Origin of the sequence: Streptomyces sp. BB1-1-1 (assembly GCF_031597775.1) — a bacterium.
In the GTDB taxonomy this organism is placed as follows: domain Bacteria; phylum Actinomycetota; class Actinomycetes; order Streptomycetales; family Streptomycetaceae; genus Streptomyces; species Streptomyces thinghirensis.
On the sequence record NZ_CP134203.1, the window covers coordinates 6,984,856 to 6,999,418 of the forward strand.

General features: G+C 72.3%; 12 protein-coding genes. 11 read left to right on the forward strand and 1 reads right to left on the reverse strand.

Annotation, left to right across the window (positions count from 1 at the left end):
- Nucleotides 1–48 precede the first annotated feature (48 nt).
- Nucleotides 49–2,235: a regulator gene (locus RI578_RS32035; protein ID WP_310874308.1), complete on the reverse strand. Its 2,187-nt coding sequence runs from the start codon at nt 2,233–2,235 to the stop codon at nt 49–51.
- Nucleotides 2,236–2,400: 165 nt separating this feature from the next.
- Between RI578_RS32035 and RI578_RS32040 the strand changes: the two genes are divergently transcribed.
- The 11 genes from RI578_RS32040 to RI578_RS32090 all read left to right on the forward strand — a co-directional run bounded on the left by RI578_RS32040 (nt 2,401) and on the right by RI578_RS32090 (nt 14,516).
- Complete coding sequence (locus RI578_RS32040; RefSeq protein ID WP_310874309.1) at nt 2,401–2,853, forward strand: DUF948 domain-containing protein; 453 nt, start codon at nt 2,401–2,403, stop codon at nt 2,851–2,853.
- A 7-nt stretch (nt 2,854–2,860) separates the two neighbouring features.
- Nucleotides 2,861–3,217: a hypothetical protein gene (locus RI578_RS32045; protein WP_210961462.1), complete on the forward strand. Its 357-nt coding sequence runs from the start codon at nt 2,861–2,863 to the stop codon at nt 3,215–3,217.
- Entirely contained in the window at nt 3,217–5,889 is a 2,673-nt protein-coding gene (gene alaS, locus RI578_RS32050; RefSeq protein WP_310874310.1) for an alanine--tRNA ligase, read from the forward strand. Before RI578_RS32045 ends, alaS begins: the two co-directional genes overlap by 1 nt.
- A 32-nt stretch (nt 5,890–5,921) precedes the next feature.
- Nucleotides 5,922–6,425, forward strand: coding sequence for a Holliday junction resolvase RuvX (gene ruvX, locus RI578_RS32055; RefSeq protein WP_310874311.1), 504 nt, complete (start codon nt 5,922–5,924; stop codon nt 6,423–6,425).
- Nucleotides 6,426–6,555: 130 nt separating this feature from the next.
- Complete coding sequence (mltG, locus tag RI578_RS32060; RefSeq protein ID WP_310874312.1) at nt 6,556–8,307, forward strand: endolytic transglycosylase MltG; 1,752 nt, start codon at nt 6,556–6,558, stop codon at nt 8,305–8,307.
- Nucleotides 8,288–9,127 (forward strand): shikimate dehydrogenase, encoded by an 840-nt coding sequence (locus RI578_RS32065; RefSeq protein ID WP_310874313.1) that lies wholly within the window; start codon nt 8,288–8,290, stop codon nt 9,125–9,127. The genes mltG and RI578_RS32065 overlap by 20 nt, the downstream gene beginning before the upstream one ends.
- A 218-nt stretch (nt 9,128–9,345) precedes the next feature.
- Nucleotides 9,346–10,530 (forward strand): chorismate synthase, encoded by a 1,185-nt coding sequence (gene aroC / locus RI578_RS32070; protein ID WP_121745907.1) that lies wholly within the window; start codon nt 9,346–9,348, stop codon nt 10,528–10,530.
- Nucleotides 10,531–10,562: 32 nt separating this feature from the next.
- Complete coding sequence (locus RI578_RS32075; RefSeq protein ID WP_310875912.1) at nt 10,563–11,045, forward strand: shikimate kinase; 483 nt, start codon at nt 10,563–10,565, stop codon at nt 11,043–11,045.
- Nucleotides 11,042–12,133, forward strand: a complete 1,092-nt coding sequence (gene aroB, locus RI578_RS32080; protein WP_310874314.1) for a 3-dehydroquinate synthase — start codon at nt 11,042–11,044, stop codon at nt 12,131–12,133. Before RI578_RS32075 ends, aroB begins: the two co-directional genes overlap by 4 nt.
- A 161-nt stretch (nt 12,134–12,294) precedes the next feature.
- The gene (locus RI578_RS32085) at nt 12,295–13,233 is read left to right on the forward strand and encodes a Pro-rich N-terminal domain-containing protein (protein WP_310874315.1); all 939 of its coding nucleotides are present in this window, start codon (nt 12,295–12,297) and stop codon (nt 13,231–13,233) included.
- A 176-nt stretch (nt 13,234–13,409) separates the two neighbouring features.
- Nucleotides 13,410–14,516 (forward strand): aminopeptidase P family protein, encoded by a 1,107-nt coding sequence (locus tag RI578_RS32090; protein ID WP_310874316.1) that lies wholly within the window; start codon nt 13,410–13,412, stop codon nt 14,514–14,516.
- Nucleotides 14,517–14,563 lie beyond the last annotated feature (47 nt).

Consider the following 14,563-nt stretch of genomic DNA (forward strand, 5'->3'; position numbering starts at 1 on the left):
TCCAGCGACATCGCTGAACGAGCAGGCCGCAGTACCACCAGCGGTACCTCAGCCCGCCGTCTCCCCGCCCTTCCGGGTGGGCGAGGCGGCGGGCTTCGCCGTCCGCGCGCCCGCCGCGGCACGCCGCGCGCTCCCGCGCGGCGCCGGAAGCGAGGCCGGCGCCCCGGGCCGCCGCAGCGCCCGCGACACCGCCTCCCGGCGGCCGAGCCGCGCCCCGTGCCGCACGCACTCCTCGTACCGCTCGTCGCCCAGCTGCTCCCGCGCCGCCGCCTCGCACAGCTCGTGCGGCGCGTTGTAGTGCGCCGAGCCGAACAACGGCAGGCCCACCGACGGCCACATCCGCCCCGCCGCGCCCTGCAGCACCGCCGCCTCCGCCGCGTTACCGTCCGCCACGGTGACCAGGGCCAGCAGTTCCACCGCCAGCACCGAGCCGAGCTGGTCCCGGAACCGGTGCGCACCGGCCAGGCAGTCGGCCAGCAGCTCGCGGGCACGCCCCGGTTCCCCGTCGCTCCACGCCGCGTAGGCCAGCACGTACAGGGCGTAGCCCCGGGCCCAGCGCTCGCCGTGGTCCTCGCACACCTGGCGCACGTCCTCGCACAATCGCACCGCTTCCGGCAGATCGCCCTGGAACGCCCGCGTCATCGCCAGCTCCACCTGACCCATCAGGACGTTGCTGTTGAGTTCGCCGATCTCCCGGTACCGCCGCAGCGCGGAGCGCAGCAGCGTCTCCGCACGCGGCATGTCGTCGGTGACCAGGGCCAGACACCCGGTGCGGTGCTCCGCGTAGGCCACCGCCGTGGGATTCGCCGACCGCTCGGCCTCCTCCCGGCACTCCTGGAGCGCCGCCAGCGCCGGCACCGTGTCGCCCTGCAGGATCGCCACGTAGCCGAGCACCCACAGCGCCTTCAGCCGGGACTGCTCGCCCGCCGTCCCCTCCACGTCCAGCCGCACCGCCTGCTCCAGCCAGCGCCGCCCCTCCGACAGCCGTCCGCAGCCGACCCAGTGGAACCACAGCGCGCCCGCCAGATACTGGCCCAGATGAGCCTCGTCCGGCTCGGTCAGGCAGTACTCCAGGGCGCTGCGCAGATTGGGCAGCTCCGCGTCCACCCGCGCGGCGACCTCACGCTGGCGCGGCGAGAACCACTCCAGCTCGCACCAGGTCGCCAGGCCCATGTACCAGTCCCGGTGCCGCCGCCGCAGCCGCGTCGCGTCGCCCGTCGCCGCCAGCCAGTCGGCGCCGTACGCCCGCACCGTGTCGAGCATCCGGTAGCGCACCCCGGCCGGGGCCTCCTCGCGGGTCAGCAGGGACTGGGCGAGCAGCGCGGAGAGCACGTCGAGCACATCGTCGGCGGGCAGCCCCTCGCCGCTGCACACGTACTCGGCGGCCTCCAGGTCGAACGGTCCCGCGAACACCGACAGCCGCGCCCACAGCAGCCGCTCCGCCGGCGTGCACAGCTCATGGCTCCAGCCGATCGCCGTGCGCAGCGTGCGGTGCCGGGGCAGTGAGGTGCGGTCCCCGCCGGTCAGCAGGCGGAAGCGGTCGTCCAGCCGTTGCAGCACCTGTCCCGGTGACAGCGCGTCCAGCCGCCCCGCCGCCAGTTCGATCGCCAGCGGGATCCCGTCCAGGCGCCGGCACAGTTCGCGCACGTCCCCGTGGCCGTCCTCGCGGTCGGCGTCGTACCCGTACGCCAGGTGCCGTTGCCCCGCCCGGACCGTCAGCAGCTCCACCGCCTCCTCCGGACTCAACGGCGCCAGCGGAACCTGCCGTTCCCCGGCCACGCCCAGCGGCCTGCGCCCCACCGCCAGGACCCGCAGCCCCGGAGCGCGGCCCAGCAGGTCGGTCGTCAGCGCGGCACAGGCGTCCACCAGGTGCTCGACCCCGTCGAGGACCAGGAGCAACTCCCGCTCGGCGAGGTGCGCGAGCAGCGCCTCGCGCGGCAGCCGGGTCGTGTGGTCGGTCAGGCCCAGCGCCTCCACGACCGCGTAGTCGACGAACTCCTCGTCGCGCACCGGCGCCAGTTCCACCCGCCACACCCCGTCCCGGGGTGCGCACCGCGCGGCCGCCCGCGCCGCCAGCCGCGACTTCCCGACCCCGCCGGTCCCGGTCACGGTCACCAGCCGCCCGGAGCCCAGCGCCCCGGCCAGCTCCGCGAGTTCCGCCGCTCTCCCCACGAAGGCGTCGAGTTCCAGCGGTAGATTGCCGTGCGGGATGCCGTCGCGCCGAAGGTCTCGCATGAAACACGGAGCGTACTGAACCGAATTCACTCCGTACAATCGCTTCTCGCGATTCCATCGCCCCGCGCCGCGCGCGGACGGCAATCCGGTACGGAGCCCCGTGCCCGGCGCGATAGGCTCGGTGAACGACTTTCCCGATGTTCAGGCACGTCTTTCAGGGAGCGGGTGCACACAGTGTCCGGTGGCGAGGTGGCCGGGATCCTGGTGGCCGTCTTCTGGGCGATCCTGGTCTCCTTCCTCGCCGTCGCACTGGCGAGGCTGGCCCAGACGCTCAGGGCGACCACCAAGCTCGTGGCGGACGTGACCGACCAGGCCGTCCCGCTGCTGTCCGACGCCTCGTCGGCGGTGCGCTCCGCGCAGACCCAGATCGACCGGGTCGACGCGATCGCCTCCGACGTCCAGGAGGTCACGTCGAACGCCTCCGCGCTGTCCACCACGGTGGCCGCCACGTTCGGCGGCCCCCTGGTCAAGGTCGCCGCGTTCGGGTACGGCGTGCGCCGGGCACTCGGCGGTCGCAAGGAGGACGTGCCCGCGGGCCCGGCCAAGGAGCCGCGGCGCACCGTGATCGTCGGCCGTACGATCCCGGCGGCGCGGCGGACGAAGCGGAAGAAGGACTGATCCAGCGATGTTCCGCCGTACGTTCTGGTTCGGCACCGGCGTCGCCGCCGGCGTGTGGGCCACCACCAAGGTCAACCGGAAGCTCAAGCAGCTGACCCCCGAAAGCCTCGCCGCGACCGCGGCGAACAAGGCGCTCGACGCGGGCACCCGGCTCAAGGACCGCGCGGTGGGCTTCGCACTCGACGTCCGCGAGAACATGGCCCAGCGGGAGGCCGAACTGGACGACGCGCTCGGGCTGAACGCCCCCGTCGACCGCGAACTCCCCGAACCCCGGCGCTACAACGCCATCGAGAACCGCAACAACCCGAAGTCCGTCGTCGACGTCAGGGCGACGTACTCGTACAACCGGAATGAGGACCACTGATGGAGTCGGCCGAGATTCGTCGCCGCTGGTTGAGCTTCTTCGAGGAGCGCGGTCACACCGTCGTCCCTTCGGCGTCGCTCATCGCGGACGACCCGACTCTGCTGCTGGTCCCGGCCGGCATGGTGCCCTTCAAGCCCTACTTCCTGGGTGAGGTCAAGCCGCCCTTCGACCGCGCCACCAGCGTGCAGAAGTGCGTGCGCACGCCGGACATCGAAGAGGTCGGCAAGACCACCCGCCACGGCACCTTCTTCCAGATGTGCGGCAACTTCTCCTTCGGCGACTACTTCAAGGAAGGCGCCATCAAGTACGCCTGGGAGCTGCTCACCAGCGCCCAGGACAAGGGCGGTTACGGCCTCGACCCCGAGCGCCTGTGGATCACCGTCTACAAGGACGACGACGAGGCCGAGCGCATCTGGCACGACGTCGTCGGCGTCCCCTCCGAGCGCATCCAGCGCCTCGGCAAGAAGGACAACTACTGGTCCATGGGCGTCCCCGGCCCCTGCGGCCCCTGCTCCGAGATCAACTACGACCGCGGCCCCGAGTTCGGCGCCGAGGGCGGCCCCGCCGTCAACGACGAGCGGTACGTGGAGATCTGGAACCTCGTCTTCATGCAGTACGAGCGGGGCGAGGGCATCGGCAAGGAGGACTTCGAGATCCTCGGGGACCTGCCGAGCCAGAACATCGACACCGGGCTCGGCCTGGAGCGGCTCGCCATGATTCTGCAGGGCGTGCAGAACATGTACGAGATCGACACCTCCATGGCCGTCATCAAGAAGGCCACCGAGCTGACCGGCGTGGCCTACGGCGACGCCCACGCCTCGGACGTCTCCCTGCGCGTGGTCACCGACCACATGCGCACCTCCGTCATGCTCATCGGCGACGGCGTCACCCCCGGCAACGAGGGCCGCGGCTACGTGCTGCGCCGCATCATGCGCCGCGCCATCCGCAACATGCGCCTGCTCGGCGCCACCGGTCCGGTCGTCAAGGACCTGATCGACGTCGTCATCGGGATGATGGGGCAGCAGTACCCCGAGCTGATCACCGACCGCGAGCGGATCGAGAAGGTAGCCCTCGCCGAGGAGAACGCCTTCCTGAAGACCCTGAAGGCCGGCACCAACATCCTCGACACCGCCGTCAGCGACACCAAGGCCACCGGCGGCACCGTCCTCGCCGGCGACAAGGCGTTCCTGCTCCACGACACCTGGGGCTTCCCGATCGACCTCACCCTGGAGATGGCCGCCGAGCAGGGGCTCTCCGTGGACGAGGACGGATTCCGCCGCCTCATGAAGGAGCAGCGGGAGCGCGCCAAGGCCGACGCCCAGGCCAAGAAGACCGGCCACGCCGGCACCGGCGCCTACCGCGAGATCGCCGACCAGGCCGGCGCCACCGACTTCGTCGGCTACAGCGACACCGAGAGCGAGTCCACGATCGTCGGCATCCTCGTCGACGGCGCCTCCTCCCCGGCCGCCACCGAGGGCGACGAGGTCGAGATCGTCCTCGACCGCACCCCCTTCTACGCCGAGGGCGGCGGCCAGATCGGTGACACCGGCCGGATCAAGGTCGACACCGGCGCCGTCATCGAGATCCGCGACTGCCAGAAGCCGGTCCCGGGCGTGTACGTCCACAAGGGTGTCGTCCAGGTCGGCGAGGTCACCGTCGGTGCCAAGGCCCAGGCCTCCATCGACGACCGCCGCCGCAAGGCCATCGCCCGTGCCCACTCGGCCACCCACCTCACCCACCAGGCGCTGCGCGACGCCCTCGGCCCGACGGCCGCCCAGGCCGGTTCCGAGAACCAGCCCGGCCGCTTCCGCTTCGACTTCGGCTCGCCAGCCGCAGTTCCGACGGCCGTGATGACCGACGTCGAGCAGAAGATCAACGAGGTGCTCGCCCGCGACCTCGACGTGCGTGCCGACGTCATGGGCATCGACGAGGCCAAGAAGCAGGGCGCCATCGCCGAGTTCGGCGAGAAGTACGGCGAGCGCGTGCGCGTCGTGACCATCGGCGACTTCTCCAAGGAGCTGTGCGGCGGCACCCACGTGCACAACACCGCCCAGCTCGGCCTGGTCAAGCTGCTCGGCGAGTCCTCCATCGGCTCCGGCGTGCGCCGTATCGAGGCCCTGGTCGGCGTGGACGCCTACAACTTCCTCGCCCGTGAGCACACGGTCGTCGCCCAGCTCCAGGAGCTGATCAAGGGCCGCCCGGAGGAGCTCCCGGAGAAGGTCTCCGTCATGCTCGGCAAGCTCAAGGACGCCGAGAAGGAGATCGAGAAGTTCCGCGCCGAGAAGGTCCTCCAGGCCGCCGGCTCGCTCGCCGACTCCGCCAAGGACGTGCGCGGTGTCGCCCTGGTGACCGGGCAGGTCCCGGACGGCACCACCGCCGACGACCTGCGCAAGCTGGTCCTCGACGTGCGTGGCCGCATCCAGGGCGGCCGGGCCGCGGTCGTGGCCCTGTTCACGACCGTCAACGGCAAGCCCCTGACGGTCATCGCCACCAACGAGGCCGCCCGCGAGCGCGGTCTCAAGGCCGGTGACCTGGTGCGCACCGCCGCCAAGACCCTCGGCGGCGGCGGTGGCGGCAAGCCGGACGTCGCCCAGGGCGGCGGCCAGAACCCGGCCGCCATCGGCGACGCCGTCGACGCCGTCGAGCGCCTCGTGGCGGACAGCGCCAAGTGAGCGGCTCGGCGAACGGCCCGAGCGGCGGCCGGATGGACGAGCCGGCTGACGCCCCGGCGGCGGGCCCGGTCATGCGCCGCGGTCGCCGCCTGGCCGTCGACGTCGGGGACGCCCGTATCGGGGTCGCCTCGTGCGACCCCGACGGAATCCTCGCCACGCCGGTGGAGACCGTCCCCGGCCGCGACGTCCCCGCGGCCCACCGCCGCCTGCGGCAACTGGTCGAGGAGTACGAACCGATCGAGGTCGTCGTCGGTCTCCCTCGCTCCCTCAAGGGGGGCGAGGGCCCGGCCGCGGCCAAGGTCAGGCGCTTCGCGCAGGAGCTGGCCCGCGGCATCACGCCGGTCCCGGTCAGGCTCGTCGACGAGCGGATGACCACGGTGACCGCCAGTCAGGGACTGCGCGCCTCCGGAGTGAAGTCCAAGAAGGGCCGGTCCGTCATCGACCAGGCCGCCGCTGTGATCATCCTTCAGCAGGCGCTGGAATCCGAACGGGTGTCAGGCAGAGCACCCGGCGAGGGCGTCGAAGTGGTCATCTGATCGCGATACGGTAACGTTCCGCGCGATGCGGAGGCATTCGAACAGCCACCGCACAGCAAGAGGCGGAACGGAAGCCGGCCCTCCATGACAGGCCGCGCGCACCCCGTCGCCTCGCGGCTCTAGGGGATCGATGACTGAGTATGGCCGGGGCCCAGGCTCCGAACCGTGGCATCCGGAGGACCCGTTGTACGGGGACGGCGGATGGGGCGGACCGCAGGCCCATACGGGTCAGCAGTCCCCCTACGGCGGCCAGCCACAGCAGTATCCGGAGCAGCAGCAGTCGCAGCAGCAGTACGGCGACTGGGGCGATGGCGGCCAGTCCGCATACGGTCAGCAGCCGCAGTACGACCAGTACGGTCAGCAGCAGCCCCCCGAGCCGCAGTACGACCAGTACGGTCAGCCGCGGTACGACCAGCAGCAGTACGACCGGCAGCAGTACGACCAGCAGTACGCCTCCCAGGGGCAGCCCCAGCACGGCTACGACAACGGCGGCTGGGGCACCGGCGCGCATCCCCACGCGCAGTACCCCGCCGACCCGTCGGACCCCTACGGCCAGCAGTCCGCCGCCTACGGCGCGGAGCAGCCCGACTTCTACGGCACCCCGGAGGCGTACCCGCCGCCGGAACCGCCCGGCCGCCGACGCACCGATCCCGACCCCGAGCGCACCGACTGGGACCCCGGTCCCGACGAGGGCGAGCACGCCTTCTTCGCGGGCGGGGACGCGGACGGAGAAGACGACGACTTCGGCGGCCGCGGGCGCGGTGACCGCAGGGACAGGGGCGGCCGGGGCGGCAAGCCCAAGAAGGGCCGCAGCGGAGTCGCGTGCCTCGTGGTCTGCCTGGTCCTGGGCGGCGGCGTGGCGGGAGTCGGATATTTCGGCTACCAGTTCTACCAGGATCGTTTCGGCGCGGCCCCGGACTACGCGGGCGACGGCAACGGCGAGCAGGTGACCGTCACCATCCCCAAGGGCGCGGGCGGCTCGACCATCGGCCAGGAGCTGAAGCGGAAGGGCGTGGTGAAGAGCGTCGACGCCTTCATCGCCGCCCACCAGAGCAATCCCCGTGGCAAGAGCATCCAGGACGGCGCGTACACGCTGGAGAAGGAGATGTCGGCCGAGAGCGCTGTCGAACTCCTGCTCAACCCCAAGAGCCGCAGCAACCTGATCATCGCCGAGGGCAAGCGCAACGTCGACGTCTACAAGATGATCGACAAGCAGCTCGGGGTGGACGAGGGCACCACGGCCGGCGTCGCCAAAACCGAGTGGAAGAGTCTCGGCCTGCCCGACTGGGCGATGAACCACAAGAACGTGAAGGATCCGCTGGAAGGATTCCTCTACCCGTCCAGCTATTCGGCGGCCAAGGGGCAGAAGCCCGAGGAAGTACTGAAGCAGATGGTGGCGCGGGCCACCGAGCAGTACGAGAAGATCGGACTCGCGGAGAAGGCGGAGGGCCTCGGCCTCGACGGGCCCTGGCAGCTGCTCACCGTCGCGAGCCTGGTGCAGGCGGAGGGCAAGACCCACGACGACTTCCGCAGGATGTCCGAGGTCATCTACAACCGGCTCAAGCCCACCAACACGGAGACCAACCAGGAGCTCCAGTTCGACTCGACCTTCAACTACCTGAAGGGCCAGAGCAAGATCCGCATCAGCGAGTCCGAGATCAACAGCAACCCGGACCCGTACAACACCTACACCAACAAGGGCCTGCCGCCCGGACCCATCGGCAACCCCGGCGCAGAGGCACTGCAGGCGGCGCTCGAACCCACGAAGGACGGCTGGATGTACTTCGTGGCGACCGACGGCGTGAGCAAGACCGAGTTCGCCAAGACGCACGACGAGTTCCTGAAGCTGAAGGACAAGTACAATGCCAGCTCCGGCAGCTGACCGTCGCCGAGCAGCCGTACTCGGCTCCCCGATCGCCCACTCCCTCTCCCCGGTGCTGCACCGCGCCGCCTACGCGGAGCTGGGTCTGGACGGCTGGACGTACGACCGTTTCGACGTCGGCGAAGAGGCGCTGCCGGGCTTCTTCGAGCAGCTGGGCCCCGAATGGGCGGGGCTGTCGCTGACCATGCCGCTCAAGCGGGCGGTCATCCCGCTGCTCGACGAGATCAGCGAGACGGCGGCCTCCGTGGACGCGGTGAACACCGTGGTCCTCACCGAGGACGGCCGCAAGACCGGCGACAACACCGACATCCCCGGCATCGTCGCCGCCCTGCGCGAACACGGCATCGAGAAGGTCGAGACCGCGGCGGTCCTCGGCGCCGGCGCCACCGCCTCCTCCGCACTGGCCGCGCTGGCCCGGATCTGCACCGGCGAGGTCGCCGTCTACGTCCGCAGCCAGGCGCGCGCCGCCGAGATGCGGGGCTGGGCCGAGCGGCTGGACGTCACCGTGCGCATCGCCGACTGGGCGGACGCCGAGGAGGCGCTGCGTGCCCCGCTGGTGGTGGCCACCACCCCGGCCGGCGCCACCGACGCCCTCGCCGCCGCCGTCCCCGAGATGCCCGCCACCCTCTTCGACGTGCTCTACGACCCGTGGCCGACCGCACTCGCGGCCCGCTGGTCGGCGTACGGCGGGGCCGTCGTCAGCGGACTCGACCTGCTGCTCCACCAGGCGGTGCTCCAGGTGGAGCAGATGACGGGCCGCGCCCCGGCCCCGCTCGCCGCCATGCGCCGCGCGGGGGAGCGCGCCCTCGCGGACCGTTAGCGTCCCTCCGCCCGCAAGGGTGCCCGCAGGCGTGCCCGCGGCGTCGCCCGGCGTCCGCGTACCCGTCCGCCAGATGGACCGGCGGCCGGGCCGGGCGACCGGACGTGGGAGGATCGGAGGTGGCGGACCGGGGCCCGCGCACCCGGACACGCCGTCGCCGTACGCGGAGAAGACGCGTACGCAGGGCATAACCGGGGCGCGAGCACTGAGGAGCACCGTTGAGCAGGTTGCGCTGGCTGACCGCGGGGGAGTCCCACGGTCCCGCACTCGTCGCGACGCTGGAGGGACTGCCCGCCGGCGTGCCGATCACCACGGACATGGTCGCGGACCACCTGGCGAGGCGGCGGCTCGGCTACGGTCGCGGTGCGCGGATGAAGTTCGAGCGGGACGAGGTCACCTTCCTCGGTGGCGTCCGGCACGGGCTCACCCTCGGTTCCCCGGTCGCGGTCATGGTGGGCAACACCGAGTGGCCCAAGTGGGAGCAGGTCATGTCGGCCGACCCGGTGGATCCGGAGGTGCTGGCCGGTCTGGCGCGCAACGCCCCGCTGACCCGCCCCCGTCCCGGCCACGCCGACCTCGCGGGCATGCAGAAGTACGGCTTCGACGAGGCCCGGCCGATCCTGGAGCGCGCCTCCGCGCGGGAGACCGCCGCCCGGGTGGCGCTGGGCGCGGTGGCCCGGTCGTACCTGAAGGAGACGGCCGGCATCGAGGTCGTCAGCCACGTCGTCGAGCTGGCCGCCGCCAAGGCTCCCTACGGCGTGTACCCGACGCCGGCGGACGTGGAGAAGCTGGACGCCGACCCGGTGCGCTGCCTGGACGCGGACGCCTCGAAGGCGATGGTCGCGGAGATCGACCAGGCGCACAAGGACGGCGACACCCTCGGCGGCGTGGTCGAGGTGCTGGCCTACGACGTCCCGGTCGGACTCGGCTCGCACGTGCACTGGGACCGCCGGCTGGACGCCAGGCTGGCCGCCGCCCTCATGGGCATCCAGGCCATCAAGGGCGTCGAGGTCGGCGACGGCTTCGGACTGGCCCGGGTGCCCGGCTCCCAGGCGCACGACGAGATCCTCACCGGCCCCGACGGCATCAAGCGGGCGTCCGGCCGCTCCGGCGGCACCGAGGGCGGTCTCACCACCGGTGAGCTGCTGCGCGTGAAGGCGGCCATGAAGCCGATCGCGACCGTGCCGCGGGCCCTGCAGACGGTGGACGTCGCCACCGGCGAGGCCGCGCAGGCCCACCACCAGCGCTCCGACGTGTGCGCGGTGCCCGCCGCAGGCATCGTCGCCGAGGCGATGGTCGCCCTGGTGCTGGCGGACGCGGTGGCGGAGAAGTTCGGCGGCGACAGCGTCACCGAGACCCGCCGCAACGTCACCTCGTACCTCGACAACCTGGCCATCCGGTGACCGCGGCCCCGCTGATCGTCCTCGTCGGCCCGATGGGCGTCGGCAAGTCCACCGTCGGACAGCTCCTCGCCGAGCGGCTCGGCGTCGGCTACCGGGACACGGACGAGGACATCGTCACCGGGCAGGGGCGCACCGTCGCCGACATCTTCGTCGACGAGGGCGAGGCGGCCTTCCGGGCCCTGGAGAAGCAGACCGTGCACCGGGCGCTCGCCGAGCACGACGGCGTCCTCGCCCTCGGCGGCGGCGCGATCCTGGACCCGGACACGCGCGGCCTGCTCGCCGCGCAGCGCGTCGTCTACCTCTCGATGGACGTCGAGGAGGCCGTCAAGCGCACCGGCCTGAACGCCGCGCGGCCGCTGCTGGCGGTCAACCCGCGCAGACAGTGGCGTGAGCTGATGGAGGCCCGCCGCCACCTGTACGAGGAGGTCGCCACGGTCGTCGTGGCCACCGACGGGCGTACGCCGGAAGAAGTCACCCGAGCCGCCCTCGACGCACTGGAGTTGAAAGAAGCATGAGCGAGGCAGTCACCCGGATCCAGGTCGGCGGCACCGCGGGATCCGACCCCTACGAGGTCCTGGTGGGCCGTCAGCTCCTGGGCGAGCTCGGTGGTCTGATCGGCCCGAGGGCCAAGAAGGTCGCCGTGATCCACCCGGAGGCCCTCGCGGAGACCGGCGACGCGCTGCGCGCCGACCTCGCCGGGCAGGGCTACGAGGCGATCGCCATCCAAGTGCCCAACGCCGAGGAGGCGAAGACCGCCGAGGTCGCCGCCTACTGCTGGAAGGCGCTCGGCCAGTCCGGCTTCACCCGCACCGACGTGATCGTCGGCGTCGGCGGCGGGGCCAGCACCGACCTGGCCGGGTTCGTGGCGGCGACCTGGTTGCGCGGCGTGCGCTGGATCGCCGTCCCCACCACCGTGCTGGCCATGGTGGACGCGGCCGTCGGCGGCAAGACCGGCATCAACACCGCCGAGGGCAAGAACCTCGTCGGCTCCTTCCACCCGCCGGCCGGTGTCCTGTGCGACCTGGCCGCGCTGGACTCCCTCCCGGTCAACGACTACGTCTCCGGGCTCGCCGAGGTCATCAAGGCCGGCTTCATCGCCGACCCGGTGATCCTGGACCTGATCGAGTCCGACCCCCAGGCCGCGCGCACCCCGGCCGGACCGCACACCTCCGAGCTGATCGTGCGTTCGATCAGGGTCAAGGCGGAGGTCGTCTCCTCCGACCTCAAGGAGGCGGGCCTGCGGGAGATCCTCAACTACGGTCACACGCTCGGCCACGCCATCGAGAAGAACGAGCGCTACAAGTGGCGCCACGGCGCCGCGGTCTCGGTCGGCATGCACTTCGCCGCCGAACTGGGCCGCCTCGCGGGCCGCCTGGACGACGCGACCGCCGACCGCCACCGCACCATCCTCGAAGCGGTCGGCCTCCCGCTGCACTACCGCCACGACCAGTGGCCCAAGCTGGTCGAGAACATGAAGGTCGACAAGAAGTCCCGCGGCGACCTGCTGCGCTTCATCGTCCTGGACGGCCTCGCCAAGCCCACCGTCCTGGAGGGCCCCGACCCGGCCGTCCTCCTCGCCGCCTACGGCGAGGTGGGCGAGTAGTACCCCGGCGTACCTTCCGTCCGATTCGCCTTGCGGGACGGGCACTTCGGACCGCCCCCGGCCGTTCACCAAACGACGGCCGGGGGCGGTACCGTTCGGTAGCAAGCGGGCCCCGTCCCGCTGTCAGCGCCCATCGCCTGTACGAGACGGAGTGGCACCGGATGCAGCACGCAGTGGGTTCTCCGCTGCCGCCGCCCCATCAGCCGGGGCACGGATCGGCCGTCGGCTGGTCCCCGGCCGCACACCACCCGGGCCCGCACCAGGGTTCCGCCCCCGTTCCTCCGCCTGCGCCGGGTTATCCCGTGCAGGCCCCGCACCCCGTGGCTCCCCATCAGGTCCCGGCTCCGGGACCGCAGCAGGCCCCGGGACCGCATGCCCCGGGACCGCAACTGGCTCCGGGGCCAGTTCCCGGTCCGGGTCCGCATCAGCCTGCCCCCGTCCCGCCCTCCGCGGAAGGCACCGGCCACGTACCGCTGCCGCCCGGCGGCCCCGTGGCCGTGCCCACCGTGCCCCCTGCCACGGCCGCCGCGCCCGACCCCACCACGACGACCCTCGCGGTACTGCTCATCGGCCCCGCAGGTGCCGGCAAGACCAGCGTCGCCAAGTACTGGGCGGACCACCGCCGGGTCCCCACCGCCCACATCAGCCTCGACGACGTCCGCGAATGGGTCCGCTCCGGCTTCGCCGACCCCCAGACCGGGTGGAACGAGCACTCCGAGGCCCAGTACCGCCTCGCCCGCCGCACCTGCGGCTTCTCCGCGCGCAACTTCCTCGCCAACGGCATCTCGTGCATCCTCGACGACGCGGTCTTCCCGGACCGCCCGGTCGTCGGCCTCGGCGGCTGGAAGCGGCACGTCGGTCCCGGCCTGCTGCCGGTCGTCCTCCTGCCGGGCCTGGACATCGTCCTGGAGCGCAATGCCGAACGCAGCGGCAACCGGCGCCTCACCGACGAGGAGGTGGCCCGCATCCACGGCCGGATGGCCGGCTGGTACGGCTCGGGCCTCCCGATCATCGACAACTCCCAGCTCGACGTCCCGGAAACGGCCCGCCTCCTGGACGAGGTCCTGTCCCGCTCGATAGCCAGCCCCCCGAGCTGGTAGACGCGCTCCAGCACAGCGCCCCAAAGGGGCGCGGGGAACTGCGCGCCGAGCCCCCACCGGCCGGCAGCCGCGACACAACAACCACCCCCGTAGGCGCACCCAGGGCACACCCGCACACCTCCCCACTCGGCCTCTCCCAAGCGGCGCCCCCGCAGCGGAGCCCATACGCTCGGCTCATGTCAGAGGTGTACGCGGCCCGCCGGACGCGCCTACGAGAACGCTGCAACGCGGGCGGCAGCGCGGCGGCGCTCGTCTCCCGGCCCGCCAACGTGCGCTACCTCGCGGGCGCCGCCCCGCACGGTGCCGTACTGCTGCTGGGCCAGACCGAGGATCTCCTGGTCTGCTCCGGCCCGCCGGACGACCGGTCGGCACAGGGCCGGCCCGACGAGTCCCTGCCGGTGCGCGCGCTGCCCGGACCCGGCGGCGACCCGGCCGTCGCGGCCACCGGCCTCGCCGCGGCCCAGGGCACCGAGTCCCTCGCCACGGAGGACCACCACCTCACCGTGGTCCGGCACCGCGCCATGCGCTCGGTCGCGCCCCGGCTGCGCCTGACCGACCTCGGCCAGGCGGTCGAGCAGCTCCGGGTGGTCAAGGACGAGGAGGAGATCTCCTGTCTGCGCATCGGCGCCGAGATCGCCGACCAGGCCCTCGGCGAACTCCTGGAGTCCATCCTGGTCGGCCGCACCGAACGGCACCTCGCCCTGGAACTGGAGCGCCGCCTGGTCGACCACGGCGCCGACGGGCCCGCCTTCCCCACCTCCGTCGGCACCGGCCCGAACTCGGGACGCCGCGGCCACCGGCCCACCGACCGGCGCGTGGAGGAGGGCGACTTCCTCTCCGTCTGCCTGGGCGCGACCTACCGCGGCTACCGCTGCGAGATCGGCCGTACGTTCGTCATCGGCACCTCGCCGGCCGACTGGCAGATCGAGCTGTACGACCTCGTCTTCGCGGCCCAGCGGGCCGGCCGGGAGGCCCTCGCACCCGGCGCCGCCTGCCGCGACGTGGACCGCGCCGCCCGCCAGGCACTGGACTCGGCGGGGTACGCGGAGAACCTTCCGACGCTCACCGGTCACGGTGTCGGACTCGAAATCGACGAGGACCCGCAGTTGGCCCCTGCGGCCATGGGTAAACTGGACGCTTGTGTGCCGGTCACCGTCGAACCGGGGGTTCACCTCCCGGGCCGGGGCGGGGTCCGGATCGATGACACGCTCGTCGTGCGCCCCGAGGCGGACGGCGGACCCGAGCTACTCACCATCACGACCAAGGAGCTGCTCGCGCTCTAGCCTTCGCGCTGTGCGCGGGCCTGCGCCGGGGTCGTCCACGTCAGTCC

What these genes read in the sequence shown, in the direction of transcription:
- RI578_RS32075 (WP_310875912.1), top strand. Translation starts at nt 10,563, where the DNA reads ATGGGCGTCGGCAAGTCCACCGTCGGACAGCTCCTCGCCGAGCGGCTC.
- RI578_RS32085 (WP_310874315.1), top strand. Translation starts at nt 12,295, where the DNA reads ATGCAGCACGCAGTGGGTTCTCCGCTGCCGCCGCCCCATCAGCCGGGG.
- RI578_RS32035 (WP_310874308.1), bottom strand. Translation starts at nt 2,235, where the DNA reads ATGCGAGACCTTCGGCGCGACGGCATCCCGCACGGCAATCTACCGCTG.
- aroB (WP_310874314.1), top strand. Translation starts at nt 11,042, where the DNA reads ATGAGCGAGGCAGTCACCCGGATCCAGGTCGGCGGCACCGCGGGATCC.
- mltG (WP_310874312.1), top strand. Translation starts at nt 6,556, where the DNA reads ATGACTGAGTATGGCCGGGGCCCAGGCTCCGAACCGTGGCATCCGGAG.
- ruvX (WP_310874311.1), top strand. Translation starts at nt 5,922, where the DNA reads ATGGACGAGCCGGCTGACGCCCCGGCGGCGGGCCCGGTCATGCGCCGC.
- RI578_RS32065 (WP_310874313.1), top strand. Translation starts at nt 8,288, where the DNA reads ATGCCAGCTCCGGCAGCTGACCGTCGCCGAGCAGCCGTACTCGGCTCC.
- alaS (WP_310874310.1), top strand. Translation starts at nt 3,217, where the DNA reads ATGGAGTCGGCCGAGATTCGTCGCCGCTGGTTGAGCTTCTTCGAGGAG.
- RI578_RS32090 (WP_310874316.1), top strand. Translation starts at nt 13,410, where the DNA reads ATGTCAGAGGTGTACGCGGCCCGCCGGACGCGCCTACGAGAACGCTGC.
- RI578_RS32045 (WP_210961462.1), top strand. Translation starts at nt 2,861, where the DNA reads ATGTTCCGCCGTACGTTCTGGTTCGGCACCGGCGTCGCCGCCGGCGTG.